At 73.9% G+C, this 14042-nt stretch carries 12 protein-coding genes; 4 read left to right on the forward strand and 8 right to left on the reverse strand.

Features of this window, described 5'->3' with window-relative positions; translation table 11 throughout:
• Nucleotides 1-202: 202 nt before the first annotated feature.
• The 3 genes from BX266_RS35205 to BX266_RS35215 all read right to left on the reverse strand — a co-directional run bounded on the left by BX266_RS35205 (nt 203) and on the right by BX266_RS35215 (nt 2724).
• A complete protein-coding gene (locus BX266_RS35205; RefSeq protein WP_099906686.1) occupies nt 203-391 on the reverse strand; it encodes a hypothetical protein in 189 nt (62 codons plus the stop codon).
• A gap of 74 nt (nt 392-465) precedes the next feature.
• Nucleotides 466-951, reverse strand: coding sequence for a hypothetical protein (locus BX266_RS35210; RefSeq protein ID WP_099906687.1), 486 nt, complete (start codon nt 949-951; stop codon nt 466-468).
• 138 nt (nt 952-1089) lie between these two features.
• Entirely contained in the window at nt 1090-2724 is a 1635-nt protein-coding gene (locus BX266_RS35215) for an ABC-F family ATP-binding cassette domain-containing protein (RefSeq protein WP_099906689.1), read from the reverse strand.
• Between the two features lie 632 nt (nt 2725-3356).
• Here BX266_RS35215 and BX266_RS35220 point away from each other — a divergent pair.
• Together BX266_RS35220 and BX266_RS35225 are read left to right on the forward strand one after the other, a co-directional pair.
• Nucleotides 3357-4970, forward strand: a complete 1614-nt coding sequence (locus tag BX266_RS35220; RefSeq protein ID WP_099906691.1) for a DUF6351 family protein — start codon at nt 3357-3359, stop codon at nt 4968-4970.
• Nucleotides 4971-5161: 191 nt separating this feature from the next.
• A complete protein-coding gene (locus BX266_RS35225) occupies nt 5162-5959 on the forward strand; it encodes an alpha/beta hydrolase (RefSeq protein WP_099908663.1) in 798 nt (265 codons plus the stop codon).
• On the opposite strand, the gene BX266_RS35230 is transcribed toward BX266_RS35225, so the two are convergent.
• Nucleotides 5956-8715 (reverse strand): LuxR family transcriptional regulator, encoded by a 2760-nt coding sequence (locus BX266_RS35230; RefSeq protein WP_099906692.1) that lies wholly within the window; start codon nt 8713-8715, stop codon nt 5956-5958. The genes BX266_RS35225 and BX266_RS35230 overlap by 4 nt on opposite strands.
• A gap of 273 nt (nt 8716-8988) precedes the next feature.
• Nucleotides 8989-10050, reverse strand: a complete 1062-nt coding sequence (locus BX266_RS35235; RefSeq protein WP_099906694.1) for an alpha/beta fold hydrolase — start codon at nt 10048-10050, stop codon at nt 8989-8991.
• 241 nt (nt 10051-10291) lie between these two features.
• On the opposite strand from BX266_RS35235, the gene BX266_RS35240 reads away from it, so the two are divergent.
• Nucleotides 10292-10753 carry an SsgA family sporulation/cell division regulator gene (locus BX266_RS35240; protein ID WP_099906696.1) on the forward strand — a complete coding sequence of 154 codons (462 nt, stop codon included), beginning with the start codon at nt 10292-10294 and terminating at the stop codon, nt 10751-10753.
• A gap of 49 nt (nt 10754-10802) precedes the next feature.
• Nucleotides 10803-11357 (forward strand): ABATE domain-containing protein, encoded by a 555-nt coding sequence (locus tag BX266_RS35245; RefSeq protein WP_310794849.1) that lies wholly within the window; start codon nt 10803-10805, stop codon nt 11355-11357.
• Between the two features lie 71 nt (nt 11358-11428).
• On the opposite strand, the gene BX266_RS35250 is transcribed toward BX266_RS35245, so the two are convergent.
• From BX266_RS35250 to BX266_RS35260, 3 genes are all read right to left on the reverse strand, one after another.
• On the reverse strand, nt 11429-11866 hold the full coding sequence (locus BX266_RS35250; protein WP_099906699.1) for an Ohr family peroxiredoxin: 438 nt from the start codon (nt 11864-11866) through the stop codon (nt 11429-11431).
• A gap of 219 nt (nt 11867-12085) precedes the next feature.
• Complete coding sequence (locus BX266_RS35255) at nt 12086-12943, reverse strand: oxidoreductase (RefSeq protein ID WP_099906700.1); 858 nt, start codon at nt 12941-12943, stop codon at nt 12086-12088.
• Nucleotides 12944-13004: 61 nt separating this feature from the next.
• Nucleotides 13005-13844 (reverse strand): oxidoreductase, encoded by an 840-nt coding sequence (locus BX266_RS35260; RefSeq protein WP_099906701.1) that lies wholly within the window; start codon nt 13842-13844, stop codon nt 13005-13007.
• Nucleotides 13845-14042: the final 198 nt, after the last annotated feature.

The raw sequence follows: 14042 nt of genomic DNA on the forward strand, positions 1-14042 counted from the left end.
CCAGCAACTGCTCCTCGGGCCCGCCGCCTTCGAGAGGACCTTCCTCGGCCGGGTACCTGCCGGCGGCGGCGACCGGGTTCGTGCTGCTGCTCGGGGTGGACGCGCTCCGGTCCGCGTTCGTGGGCCGCGGCGGCCTCGGTTTTCGGTGGCGCGCCCCGGGCCCGCCGGGGCGGAGCCGGTCCGGCCCGCAGCTCACGGCCGCTCAGAGCAGCGTGCCGCACCAGACGTTGCGGGCCAGCCACTCGTCGTGGCTGAACGCGCCCCGCTCGGGATCGGCCGGGCGAACCGGCACGGCGATGAACGTGTCCTCCGGCCGGGTCCGCTCGGGCAGCCGGCGGTAGCGACCCGGTCGGGCCTCGGTGAGCTCGGGGCGTGCGCTGCGCTCGGTCATCTCGTACCCCCGCGGGCGAGCCGATGGGAGCATCACCGTACAACATGTCCACACGTGTGCGCCGAGCGTGTGGGTCAGCGGGCCTTGCGGCGCCCGCGGTCGGTGAGGGTGTACCGCACCGAACGGTCCTCCTTGTGGCGGTTGACGCGGCCCTTGGCAACGAGCGACTCGAGGGTGTTGCGCACGACCTGCGGGGTGGGCTCCCGGTCGGGGTGCTTCAGGACCAGCTCGTCGCGCAGGTCCTTCGCGAGGCACGGCTCGCGGTGGCCCGCGAGCAACTCCGTCAGGACGTCCCCCAGCAGCGGCCTGCGGGGCTTGCCGGGCGCCGCCGGCGGGGCCGGAGCGGGCTCGTCCTGGGCCTGCTCCGGAAGGGGGGAGTCCTCGGTGTCCGCGGGGTAGTGCTCGGCGAGCGCGATGATGTCGATCAGCAGGGCCTCCTCCCCCCGGAGCACCTTCATCTGCTCGGCCAGTTCCTGCTGCCGACGGCGGTTCTCCTCCAGGTCCGACGCGGCCTGCACGGCGTACCGCGATCGGAGCGTGGCGGCTGATTGGCTGGTCACAACCGGTCACTCCTCCGTGATGGGCGTTGCTGCGCATGGTACTCGCGCCCAGCACCCGCGCATGCACGGAGGGTGATAACCGGTCGGGAAGGTGACGAGGTGCGTACCGGGCGGGTACAGACCTCGTCACGTGCGGGCTCAGTTCTCCGGCGCCGCCGTCTCCTCCAGCGATCCGTCCGCCAGCCGCAGCCAACGGTCCACCCGGACGGCGGCGAGGAACCGCTCGTCGTGGCTGACCACGACGAAGGCGCCCTGGTAGGAGTCGAGGGCGCTCTCGAGCTGGCCGACGCCGACCAGGTCGAGGTTGTTCGTCGGCTCGTCCAGGAGCAGCAACCGGGGAGCGGGCTCGGCGTACAGGACGCAGGCCAGAGTGGCTCGCAGCCGCTCGCCGCCGGAGAGGACGCGGACCGGAAGGTGCGCCCGGGCCCCGCGGAACAGGAAGCGGGCGAGCAGGTTCATCCGCTCGGCGGGCGGCAGGTCGGGGGACGCCGCGGCGAGGTTCTCCGCCACGGTGAGGTCCGGGTCCAGCAGGTCCAGCCGCTGGGAGAGGTACGCGACGCGGCCGTCGGCGCGCCTGATCCGCCCGCCGTCCGCGGCGAGGTCGCCGGACAGGAGGCGCAGCAGGGTGGTCTTCCCGGTGCCGTTGGCCCCGGACAGGGCGATGCGCTCGGGCCCGCGCACGGACAGGGCTACCCCGTCCCCCGCGAACAGCGGGCGGCCGTCGCGGTGCACCTGCAGGTGCTCGCCGACGAAGAGGTCGCGGCCGGCCGGAACCCGGGTGCCGGACAGGTCCAGCGTCAGGCGCTGGTCGTCGCGGAGCGCGCGTTCGGCCTCGTCGAGCCGGGCCCTGGCCTCGCCGACGCGTGCCGAGTGCACCTGTCCGGAGCGGCCGGCCGACTCCTGCGCGCCGCGCTTCATGTTCCCGGCGAAGATGCGGGGCAGGCCGGCGTTCTTCAGGTTGCGGGAGGCGTTGCCCGCCCGCCGCTCGGCGCGTTCCCTGGCCTGCTGCAGCTCCCGCTTCTCCCGCTTGAGCTCCTGCTCGGCGCTGCGGACGTTCTTCTCCGCGACTTCCTGCCCGGCCTGCACGGCCTGCTCGTAGGCGGTGAAGTTGCCGCCGTACAGCCGTAGTTCACCGGAGTCGAGCTCGGCGATGCGCGCCATCCGGTCCAGCAGCGCGCGGTCGTGGCTGACCACCAGCAGGCAGCCGGAGAAGTCCTCCAGCACGTCGTACAGCCGGTGGCGGGCGGCTCGGTCGAGGTTGTTGGTGGGCTCGTCGAGCAGCAGCACGTCGGGCCGCCGGAGCAGTTGTGCGGCCAGGCCCAGTTGCACGACCTGGCCGCCGCTGAGGGTGCCCAGCCGCCGGTCGAGGCGGACGTCGGCCAGGCCGAGCCGTTCGAGCTGGGCGCGGGTGCGCTCCTCGACGTCCCAGTCGTCGCCGATGACGGTGAAGTGCTCCTCGGCCACGTCCCCGGACTCGACCGCGTCGAGGGCGCGGATCACCTCGGCGACGCCGAGGACGTCGGCGACCGCGAGGTCTGCGGTCAGCGGGAGGTCCTGCGGCAGGTATGCGGGGGTGCCGGTGACCGTCACCGTGCCGGTCGCGGGCCGCAGTTGACCGGCGATCAGCTTGAGCAGGGTGCTCTTGCCGGAGCCGTTGGGGGCGACCAGGCCGGTGCGGCCCGGGCCGAGGGCGAAGGAGAGGTCCCGGAAGACGGGCGTGTCGTCGGGCCAGGAGAAGGACAGCCGGGAGCAGACGACGGATGCGTCGGACATGGGGGCAACCTGAAGGTGAGGGAGGCGGACGGACCTCCGCCTCGGAGGAGGACGGGAAGAGGGAACGACGAACCGGGCCGCTGCGCCGGGTGCCGGGCACCCGCGAACGGCCTCAGGACCGGGTCTCACCCGGAGATGTCGTCGTCACCCGCCATGTCTGTCTCCACGCTCACATCGATGACCTACCGCCGGCCAGCGTAGCAGCCCGCGACGGCGAGACACCTGGATGCGCGCGGTCGCGCGGCTATGTGTGGGCGCGGCTTGACGGGGCACATGACCCGTGCCAGCCTAGTAACCGTTCAAAGCGGTTATGTCTGGCGCATTCGAGGCCGGGAGAGGGGACGGGACATGATCACCGGCCTGCTGATGTGGCGCACCCAGCTGCTGTCGGCGTCTCCCGCACCAGCGCGATCCTCGTCCACGACGGCCTGGCACGAGCGGCGCCGTCGCATGACCCAAGCCCGGCGCGGGACACGTGTCCCGGGAGCCGCGCACACCCCGTGCACCGTCCCGGCGACTGGTGTCGGGGACCGTCAACCGACTGATGTGACGGCCCGTCGTCCGACGCCACTGTGGACCCCGTCAGCCCAGCAGACACCCCCGAAGACACCTCACACCCTTGGACGGGACAGATGAACCGACGACTCCTCGCCGCCCTCGCCGCCGCCGCGCCGCTGGCAGCCGCGGTGTACGCACCCGGTGCCTCGGCGGCGGCGGACGCCGCCGCCCCCGCGTACGGCTGCACCAGCCCGGTGGTGCGGGCCCCGGCCGGGACGGCGGTGGAGAACGTCACCGCCGTCCCCCACGCCGCCGGCACCTTCGACGTACCCGCCGTGTTCCCGCTGCCGGGCTTCCCGGTCGCCGACGTCCCGGCGTTCTGCGACGTCACGGTCACCCTCACCCACCCCGGCCAGGGCGACCACGCGAAGGTGCGGGTCTGGCTGCCGCAGCAGAACTGGAACGGCCGGCTGCAGACCATCGGCGGGCAGGCCTACGCCGCCGGCGACTACGGCTCGGGCCTCGCCGGCGCGATCAAGAGCGGCTACGCCGCCGCCACCACCGACGCGGGCGTCGGCACGTACCTGGACACCAGCTGGGCGCTGACCGGCGCCGGCCGGGTCGACCCGGCGCTGCTGCAGGACTTCGCCTCCCGCTCCGAGCACGAGGCAGCGATCGTCGCCAAGGAGGTCGTCGCCGGCCACTACGGGCGGGCCGCCTCGTACGCCTACTTCAACGGCTGCTCGACCGGCGGACGCCAGGGCTACATGGAGGCCCAGAAGTACCCGGGCGACTACAACGGCATCCTGGCCGACGCCCCCGCCGTCAACTGGGACGAGTTCGAGGTCGCCACGCTGTGGCCGCAGGTGGTGATGAACGAGACGAAGACCTACCCCAGCGCCTGCGAGTTCAAGGCGTTCACCGACGCGGCCGTCCAGGCCTGCGACGGCGCCGACGGCGTTGAGGACGGCCTGGTGGCCGACCCCGACACGTGCGGCTACGACCCGCGCCGCCTGGTCGGCACCACCGTCGAGTGCGACGGCCGGCGGGTGACCGTCACCGCGGCCGACGCGGAGGTGGTGCGCCGGATCTGGGACGGCCCGCGCACCGCGGCCGGCCGCAAGCTCTGGTCCGGCGTGCCGATCGGCGCCGACCTGAGCGCGCTGGCCGGCACCACGACCGATGCCGCGGGCAACCCCGCGGGCCAGCCGTTCCCGGTGCCCGCCGCGTGGGTGTCGACCTGGCTGGAGAAGCAGCCCGGCTTCGACGTCTCGACCGTCACCACCGACCGGTTCACCCAGCTGTTCGCGCAGTCCCGCGCGGAGTACGACAAGGTCATCGGCACGGACGACCCCGATCTGACCGCCTTCCGCGCGGCCGGCGGCAAGCTCCTCAGCTGGCACGGCTCCGCCGACCAGTACATCCCCACCAACGGCACGGTGCAGTACCGCCAGCGGGTCGAGCGCACGATGGGAGGCGCGGCGAAGGTCGACGACTTCTACCGGCTCTTCCTCGCGCCCGGCACCGCGCACTGCGGCCTCAACACCCAGGGCGGCGACCTCGCCGCGCTGACCGCCTGGGTCGAACAGGGCAAGGCGCCGCGGACGCTGGCCGCCACCCTCACCACGGCCACCGGCGCAACGGTCGACCGGAACCTGTGCGCCTACCCGCTGGTCTCCCGCTACAAGGGCCACGGCGACCCCGCCGACGCCGGCAGCTTCCGCTGCGCCCCCGCCGACCCGCGCTGACCCCGCACCACCCCCGGCCCCGGCCCGCACCCGTCGTCCACGGGCGCGCGCCGGGGCCCGCGCGTGCCCGGCCGCGTCCCTGCTCCGACACATTGCAGTCATTCGACTGATCCCCCCGGGAGCCGTCCGCACGATGCTGGAGCGGTCGCCGTCCGTCGGCGGCTGACCTCATCAGGTTCGGAGGACCCGTGGTGACCCGTACTCCCGTCGTGTTCATCCATGGCGCGTGGATGCACGCGCTGTCCTGGGAGTCCTGGGCGGAGCGCTTCGCGAGCCGCGGCTACCTCGCCCGGACGCCCGGCTGGCCGGGCGAGCCGGCCACCGCACGGGAGGCCCGCGAGCACCCGGACGCGCTGCCCGACACCGGCCTGGCCGGCCTGGCCGAGCACTACGCCGCGATCGTCCGCTCCTGCGAGGCCCCACCGGTGATCGTCGGGCACTCGGTCGGCGGCCTGGTCGCCCAGCACCTCCTCGGCGCCGGACTGGGACAGGCTGCGGTGGCGATCGCGCCGGCCCCCGTCAACGAGGTCGGACCGTGCCCGGGCCACACCGGCGCGGACGCCGGGGACGGCGCGGTGGTCCTGCTCTCGCGCCTGCGCTTCCGGGACGCCTTCGCCAACACGGTCGGCCCCGAGGAGGCCGAGCGGCTGTACGACCGCTACGTGGTGCCCGTCCCGCGCCGCCTGCTCGACGACCTCGGCTGCGGCGGCCGCCCCCGCAGCCCGAGCGCCCTGGTGGACGTCGGCAACGTGGCGCGCGGCCCGCTGCTGCTCGTCTCCGGACAGGAGGACCTGCTGGTGCCCGACGCGGCGACCCGCGCCGCCTACAAGGCCTACGGCGACTCCACCGCGACGACCGCACTCAAACAGTTCGCCGACCGGGGCCACTCCCTGGTGGTCGACGCCGGCTGGCGCTCCGTCGCCGACCACGTGCTCGGCTGGCTCGACGAACGCGGCATCCGCCCCGCCGGCCCGCACCCCGCCCGTTAGCCCTGGCTCGCCCCGGCGGTGTCGCCCAGGGCGTCCCGCAGTGCGGCGCGGGTGGTGATGCCGAGCTTGGGGAACACCCGGTACAGGTGAGAGCTGACAGTGCGCGGGGACAGGTGCATCCGCTCGCCGATCTCCTTGTTGGTCAGACCGCTCGCCGCCAGGCCGGCGATCCGGTGCTCCTGCCAGGTCAGCGCCGTCGCGGACGAGGACCGGGTGGCCATGCCGGAGGCCCGCAGCTCGGCCCGGGCGCGGTCGGCCCACGCGTCGGCGCCGAGCTGCTCGAACGACTCGGCCGCCCGGAGCAGCGCCTGCCGGGCCGCCCTGGGCCCCTGCGCGTGGCGGAGCCGGACGCCGCGGGCCAGCCGGATGCGCGCCAGCTCGAAGGGGAATCCGACGCCCTCCGTCAGCGACTCGGCCCGCGCGTGCCAGGAGGCCGCCTCCGGCTCCTGCTCGGCGGTGATCGACAGCGCCCCGTAGGTGAGCAGGGCCAGTCGCGGCGAGACGTCGGGCAGGCCGGCGTCCAGCGCGGCCCGGGCGTGCCGGCGCGCCTCCTCGGTGCGCCCGGTGTGGAGGGCGGCCTCGACCAGGTCGAGCAGGGTCCGGGAGGCCTGGTGCGCGCAGGGCTCGAAGGAACCCGGGGTGGTGATGCCGATCGCGTAGAGGTACGCGGCCTCGTAGTCGCCCTCGCTCAGCGCCGCGGTGATGCCCACCGCGTCGGCGATCTGCGACAGGAAGCCCACCCCGCGCGGACGGGCCCAGGAGTCGACGGCGGCCTGCAGTTCACGGGCCCGCTCCAGCTGTCCGCGCAGGGCCGCGACCTGTCCGAGGTACGCGCGGCTGTGGTGGGCGAAGAGCGCGTGGTCGTGCTGGACGGCGAGTTCGAGACCGCGCAGACCGGTGCGCTCGGCCTCCTCCCACTCACCGACGGCCAGCTGGTCGAGCATGATCAGGTGCAGCATGGTCATGGCGGACGCGGTGGCCCCCGCCTCCGCCTCCCGGTCGACCGCGCGCTGAAGGTGCGTCCGGTACGGGCTCAGCACGTCGAGGTGATAGGCCGTCACACCCAGGCGGACCAGGTCCCACGGATTGAGGTGCGCGAGCTCGGCGAACGCCCGGTCCAGTCGCGCACGCGTACCGGCGCCGTGGCGCACCACGTCGCTCCAGGCATCGCTGAAGAGCAGCGACTGCGCGGGAACCCGGTCCCCGAGCGCGTCCAGCAGTGCCCGGGCCCGCTGCCAGGCGTCGGCGTCGGCGGCGTACTGGCAGGTCACCATCAGCAGGTTGACCAGCCGGACCTCGGCCTCGTCGGCGGGCAGCCCGGTGTCGTCGTCGCGCAGCGCCTCCAGCGCGGTCACCACCTGGCGGCGCGCGGACCTGACCTCGCCGTCCCGGTACAGCGCGACGTACGCCGACGCGGCCACCGACGCCGGGGTGCTGCCGCCGCCGGGGGCGAGGTCGGCGTGGACCAGCCACTGGGCGCGGTCGGGCAGGGCGGCCTGCCCGGCGATGAACGCGGCGTCGCCCAGCCGCCGGGACCGCTCCCCGGGGGTCTCGCTGAGTTCCGCCGCGCGGGTCAGCCACGCGATGGCGGCGAGTGCGCCGCCGCGGCGGGTCGCGGACCGCGCCGCCGCGTCGAGCTCCGCGGCCACCTGCTCGTCGGGGTCGATCGTCGAGGCGGCCAGGTGGGTGGCGCGCCGCTCCACGTCGTCCCGGTACTCGCGGGCGAGGACGGCGTGCGCCTCGCGCCGCTCGTTGGGGGTGGCCTTCTGGACGACCGTGGAGCGCACCAGCGGGTGCCGGAAGACGAAGTGACCGGTCATCGGGTCGATGTCGAGCAGGCCCGAGAAGGCCGCCTCGTCGACGTCGACCATCCGGTAGCGGGACCCGCGCGCGGCGTCCGGCGCCTTGCCCGCCCCCACGCCGTCCAGCGCGCCGCGCAGCAGTTCGGTGCGGACCGGCCGGCCGAGCGCCTCGATCCGGGTGCCGTAGACGTACTCCAGCCGCCCGGGCAGCGGCACGCCGTGGTGGCTGAGCAGTTCCTCGACGCCGTGCAGCGGGCGGCCGGCCAGGAACGGGGGGAGTTCGAGCAGGGCCAGCGGATTGCCCTGGGCCTCGTCCAGCACGATGCGCCGGATCCGCGGATCGAGCCGCGGGTGGCGCAGGTCGAGCAGTCGCTGCGCATCCTCGTCCGACAGCGTGGTGACGTGCAGTTCGGGCAGCGCCGCGGTGTCGAACAGCGACGGCACGTCCGACCGCAGGCCGACCACGAGCCGCACCGAGCTGCCGGTGAGCCGGCGCCCCACGAAGCCGCACACCTCGGCGCTGACGCCGTCGAACCACTGGCCGTCGTCGACCACCAGCAGCAGCGGCTGCTGCGAGGACGCCAGGGCGAGCAGGTCGAGGACGGCGATGGCGAGCGTCATCACGGACGGGGGAGCCCCGGCGTTGCGGCCGAACACGACGTCGAAGAGCGCGCGGTGGGAAGCCTCCAGCCGGTCGAGGTGCGGCAGGAGCGGATAGAGGACCTGGTGCAGTCCGGCGAACGGGAAGTCCGACTCGGCGTCCACCCCGACCGCCCGGACCACCCGGTGGTTCTCCTGGCCGGCGAGCTCGGTGAGGTGCTCCAGGAGCGCGCTCTTGCCGACCCCGACCTCGCCCTTGAGGACCAGCGACCGGCCGCCGGGAGCGGTCACGAACGACAACAGCGCCGCCCGCTCCGCCTGCCGGCCGACCAACGCGTTGACCGGTGCATACATGTCGCGCCCCCACTCTCCGGACCGCCCGCTCGGTGCCGGGCCCTCTCCTTCGGGTCGTGCCGGGCGTGCGCCGCCGGATCATCCCGGCACCGCGCGCCGATCCGGCAAGATCCGAAGGAGAGGGCCTCGGGCCACACCCTACCCATCGACGTAGGGTGTCGGCCGTAGCGGGTGCCGTCGGGTGTGACACCGGGACATGTCCCGGCCACACGTGTGGCGGCGGGCCGGTGGAGGGTGGCCCGGCGGTCGCGGGGCCACCTCTGCGGCTCCCGGTCAGAGCCGGTCCGCGTCCACGACGGCCTGGGCGAACGCTGTCGGCGCCTCCTGGGGCAGGTTGTGGCCGATGTCGGCGAGCGTCCGGTGCTCGTACCTGCCGGTGAACATCGAGCGGTAGCCGGAACCGTCGCCGGGAGCGGTGAACGGGTCCAGTGCCGGGTCGAGGGTGATGGTCGGCACGCCGATGGCGGGCTTGTCGGCCAGCCGGTCCTCGTACCGGTCGTAACGGTGCTCGCCGTCGGCGATGCCGAGGCGCCAGCGGTAGTTGTGGATCACGATCGCGGCGTAGTCGGGGTTGTCGAAGGCGGCCTCGGTGCGCTCGAAGGTGGCGTCGTCGAACTTCCAGGTGGGGGAGACCAGTTGCCAGACCAGGCGGGTCAGGTCGTGCCGGAGGGCCGGCCGCTCCATGGCCTTGCGGCCGCGCTCGGTGGCGAAGTAGTACTGGTACCACCAGGTGTGCTCGCCGGCCGGCGCGATCGGCTCCAGCTGCTGCGCGCGGTTGGTGATGAGGTAACCGCCGACCGACACCAGGGCCTTGACCCGCTCGGGCCAGAGCGCGGCCACGATGTCCGCGGTCCGGGAGCCCCAGTCGAAGCCCGCCAGCACCGCGCGGTCGATCCGCAGCGCGTCCAGCAGGGCGATGACGTCCAGCGCGACGGCCGACTGCTGGGCGTTGCGGAAGGTCCGGGGCGATCGGAAGCGCGTGGTGCCGTGGCCGCGCAGGTACGGGACGATCACCCGGTAGCCGAGGTCGGCGAGGAGCGGGGCCACGTCCACGTAGCTGTGGATGTCGTACGGCCAGCCGTGCAGGCACAGCACCACCGGCGCGTCGGCCGGGCCGAGTTCGGCGTAGCCGACGTCGAGCAGCCCCGCCTCGACCTGCTTCAGCGCCGGGAAGGACGTGTGGGTGCCCGGCACGAGGGGCGGAACGACCGGTGCCGGGCCGGAACGGCCGACGGCCGGCGCGGCGGTCGCCGCGCCCTGCAGGCCGGTCAGCGAGACGGCGGCCGCCCCGACACCCAGACCGAACGCCTTGCTGAAGCTGCGCCTGTCGATCATCTGACGACCTTTCGTGTGATTCGGACCCGCCCCGGACGGGGCGGGGGAGTGCCGGGCTACCCGGCACGCCTCACTTTTCTCCTCCCGCCGACCTGCGGCATCAGTCACTTGACGGCGCGTCGCGGCCGGGTGTCCGCGCCGATGACTGACCCGGGTCGACGGTCACGTGACTGATGTCCCGCGTCCGGCAGCTGAGGGACAGTCGGGGCGGACGATGTCGCTCTGCAGAAGGGGAGCCACCATGAACGGCGACCGGGCCCGCCGGCCGGTGCCCGACGACGTGCCCGTGCTGAGGCTGGTGCTGAAACGGGTGCTGGAGGGCTGTCTGCGCCGGCCCGTCCGGGCGGAGTTCCGCTTCGACCGGGACAGCCCCATGGTGGTGTCCGTCGCCCTGGCGCCGACCCGCGGGCCGAGCGTCACCTGGCGGATCGGCCGGGGACTGCTGTACCAGGGGCTCTTCGAGGAGAGCGGCGAGGGACGCGTGCAGGTGTGGCCCGCCCTCGGCCGGGAGGGCGGGACGGCGATGCTGAGGCTGGAGTCACGGGAGTCCAGCGCCCTGCTGGAGGTGCCCGTGCCGCCGCTGGCGGGCTGGCTGGAGGACACCTACGCGGCGCTGCCCGCGGAGGCGGAGCTGGACGCCCTCGACTGGGACGGCTTCGTCGCCGGAGTGCTCGGCGGCCGCAGGCCGACCGGGGAGTGCTGACGGGCCGGACATTGCGCATCCGTCGGTAACCGACCAGACTGGTGACGTGATGCATGCCTTTCCCTGCGGGACCCTGCCCCTCGACTTCGTCGGCACGCTGCGGGCACGGCGCAACGCCGCCCCGGCGGAGAAGCTGGCCTCACCCGAGCAGCTCGACGCCTGGTTCGTCGAGGCCGGGGTCCTCGACACCGCGCCCGGCGCCGACGAGACCGACGTCGAGATCGCCGTGGACCTCCGCGAATCGATCTACGCCCTGGTGGCCGCCCGGCTCGACGGGCGGCCACTGCCGTCCCGGGCGGTGGCCGGAGTGAACCGGCACGCGGCGGGACTGCCGGTGACGGTGCGCCTGCACGCCGGCGGCGCCAGCCGCACCGGGTCCGTCGCGCAGGGCCTCGCGGCACTCGCGCGCGAGACCGTCGAGATCCTCGGCGGCGACGAGGCGGCCCTGCTGCGCGAGTGCGCCCGTCCGGAGTGCACCCAGGTCTACCTGGACCGCTCGCGCGGCCATCGGCGCGAGTGGTGCGCGATGAAGACCTGCGGCAACCGGGTCAAGGCCGCCTCCTTCCGCGCACGCCAGCACGGCGCGGCGGCCCCCCGGGTCTGACCTGCCTGACCTGCCGAGGGCTTGCCAGGGCCGTCGGCGTTCGACGGCCCGGGCAAGCCCCGGGTCCGGCGTCAGGCGGCGACGGCGACGGCGGTGGCGTTGACGGTGACCGGGATGTTGCCCCGGGTCGCCTTGGAGTACGGGCACAGCCGGTGCGCGGCGTCGCCGAGCTCGGCGGCCGTCTCCTGGTCCACGCCGCCGAGTTCGAGGTTGAGGACGGCGCTCAGGCCGAACTCCCCGTCGTCGCCGTGGTGCAGCGTCGCCTCGACGGTGATGGCGGTGTTGGTCAGCCGGACCTTGCGCTCGGCGGCGGCCCGGCGGACCGCGCCCAGGAAGCACGCGCCCCAGCCGGCGGCGAACAGCTGCTCGGGGTTGGTGGCCCCGCCGGCTCCGCCCAGCTCCTTCGGGATGGCGAGGGCGGTGGTGAGGTGGCCGTCGCTGGCGGTGACCCGCCCGCCGTTGCGGCCCTCTCCCGTCACGGTCACCACACCGGTGTAGCTGACTGCCATGGCTGTCTCCTCTGGAGGTCTCGATCCGATGAGCCGCGCCTCGCGGTCACCGGTTTAACCGGTTACGAATATCGCAGGATGTTGTGCGGAGCGTCAAGCCGCCGAGGCGGCTGGACGCCCTGGAAATCGTTGTTTTTGCAGCTAGTTGTAGAAGTGTGTCGGCCTGCCCGAGCAGGAGCCAGGCACCCAAGCCACCGGGCAGCTCACCGCTCCAGGCGGTTACAGGACCGCATGCTCGGCCGCGCCGGGGAAGTCCGTGCTGGCCGCCAGCGCCCGGCCCGCCTCGAACTCGGCCCGCAACAGGTCGAGCTTCACCCCGATCCGCCGCTGGGCGTCACTGCCCAGCACCACCCAGTGCCGCGGCTGCGCCGCGGTGGCGGCCTGGTAGATGGACCGCGCGGCCCGGGCCGGGTCGCCGGGGAACATCTCCGGGCGGAGGCCGTCCAGCATCGCGCGGAACGCGCCCGCGGTGGCGGCGTAGTCCTCGATCGCCGTGCCGGACGCCTTGGTCCGGTGCTCGATGCCGGTGCGGAAGGAGCCCGGCTGGATCACCATCGCGTGCAGGCCCAGCGGCTCGATCTCCTGCCACAGCGCCTCGGTGAACCCCTCCAACGCGAACTTGCTTGCCGAGTAGTAGCCGTTCGCGGGCAGGCTGGCCAGCCCGTCCATCGAGGACACGTTGACCACCGTCCCGCTGCGCCGCCGCCGCATGCCCGGAAGCACCGCGCGGGTGAGCGCGACCGCGCCGAAGAAGTTGACCTCGAACAGCCGCCGGTAGTCGTCCTCCTCCTGCTCCTCGAGCGCCCCGACGAAGTCGATCGCGGCGTTGTTGACGAGCACGTCGATGCCGCCGAAGCGCTCCTCCGCCGCCCGCACACCGGCCGCCCGCTGCTCGGCGTCGGTGACGTCGAGCCGCAGGGCCAGCGCCGTCCGCGGGTAGCGCGCCGCCAGTTCGGTGGTGGCCTGCACCGAACTGGCCGTCGCCACCACCTGCTCGCCCTGCGCCAGGACGTGTTCGGCGAGCGCCCTGCCCAGGCCGCTGGAGGCTCCGGTGATGAGCCAGGTCCTGCGATCCATCGGTGATCTCCTTCCTGAAGGTCCCCGGCCGGACGCCGGGGGATGACTGAGAACGGTTCGGTCACTCGGTGCCCGGGAAGTCCGCGGAGCGGCTCGCCGCGGCCCACTTCTCGGTCTCCGCGGCACGGACCCGGCCGGCCTGCAGGGCCAGCTCGACCGCCTGGGCGCCGAGCAGCAGGCGGCGCGGCGGGTCGTCGTCCCGGACGGCGTCGATGATCACCAGGGCCGCGCGCGCCGGGTCACCGGGCTGCGTCCCGTTGTTCTCCGCCCGGTAGGCGTTCATCGCCCCGACCGTCGCCGCGTAGTCGGCGCCCACGGGGTGCAACTCCATCGACGAGCCCTGCCAGTCGGTGCGGAACGCGCCCGGTTCGACGATGACCACCTTGATCCCGAACGGGGCCACCTCGGCGGCCAGCACCTCGGAGAAGCCCTCCACGGCGAACTTGGCGCTCTGGTAGGCGCCCATGCCGGGAGTGCCGCCCACCCGGCCGCCCAGGGACGAGAACTGCACGAAGGTGCCGGAGCGCTGCGCTCGCAGCACCGGCAGCGCCGCCCGCGTCACGTTGACGACGCCGAAGAAGTTGGCCTCGAACTGGGCGCGGAAGTCCTCGTCCGTCATCTCCTCGATGGGGGCGCTGTTGGCGTAGCCGGCGTTGTTCACCACCACGTCGAGGCGGCCGAAAGCGTCGACGGCGGCCCGTACCGCGTCCCGCGCCGCGGCGGGGTCGGTCACGTCCAGCGGGACGGCCGCGATCCGCTCGCCGTAGCGGGCGACCAGGTCGTCCAGACTCTCCGGACGCCGGGCGGTCGCCACCACCCGGTCGCCCGCCTCCAGAACCGCCGCAGTGAGACTGCGTCCGAAGCCCCGCGACGCTCCGGTGATCAACCACGTACCAGTCATTGCCTGTCCTCTCATGGTGCTTCGGTCACACCTGCTGCTTCGGAGTCTGGCCGCCCGCACCCACCCGGGGCATGCGTCATTCGACGGCCAACGGTGCGGCGCGGCGGTCCGTAGAACCGCGCCCAGGCGCGTCGGGATGCGTCATCCGACGGCCGCGGCGCCGCCCGGGGTCAGCCGGTCGCCCCGGCGCCGTCTGGG

Origin of the sequence: Streptomyces sp. TLI_171 (assembly GCF_003610255.1) — a bacterium.
Classification (GTDB): domain Bacteria; phylum Actinomycetota; class Actinomycetes; order Streptomycetales; family Streptomycetaceae; genus Kitasatospora.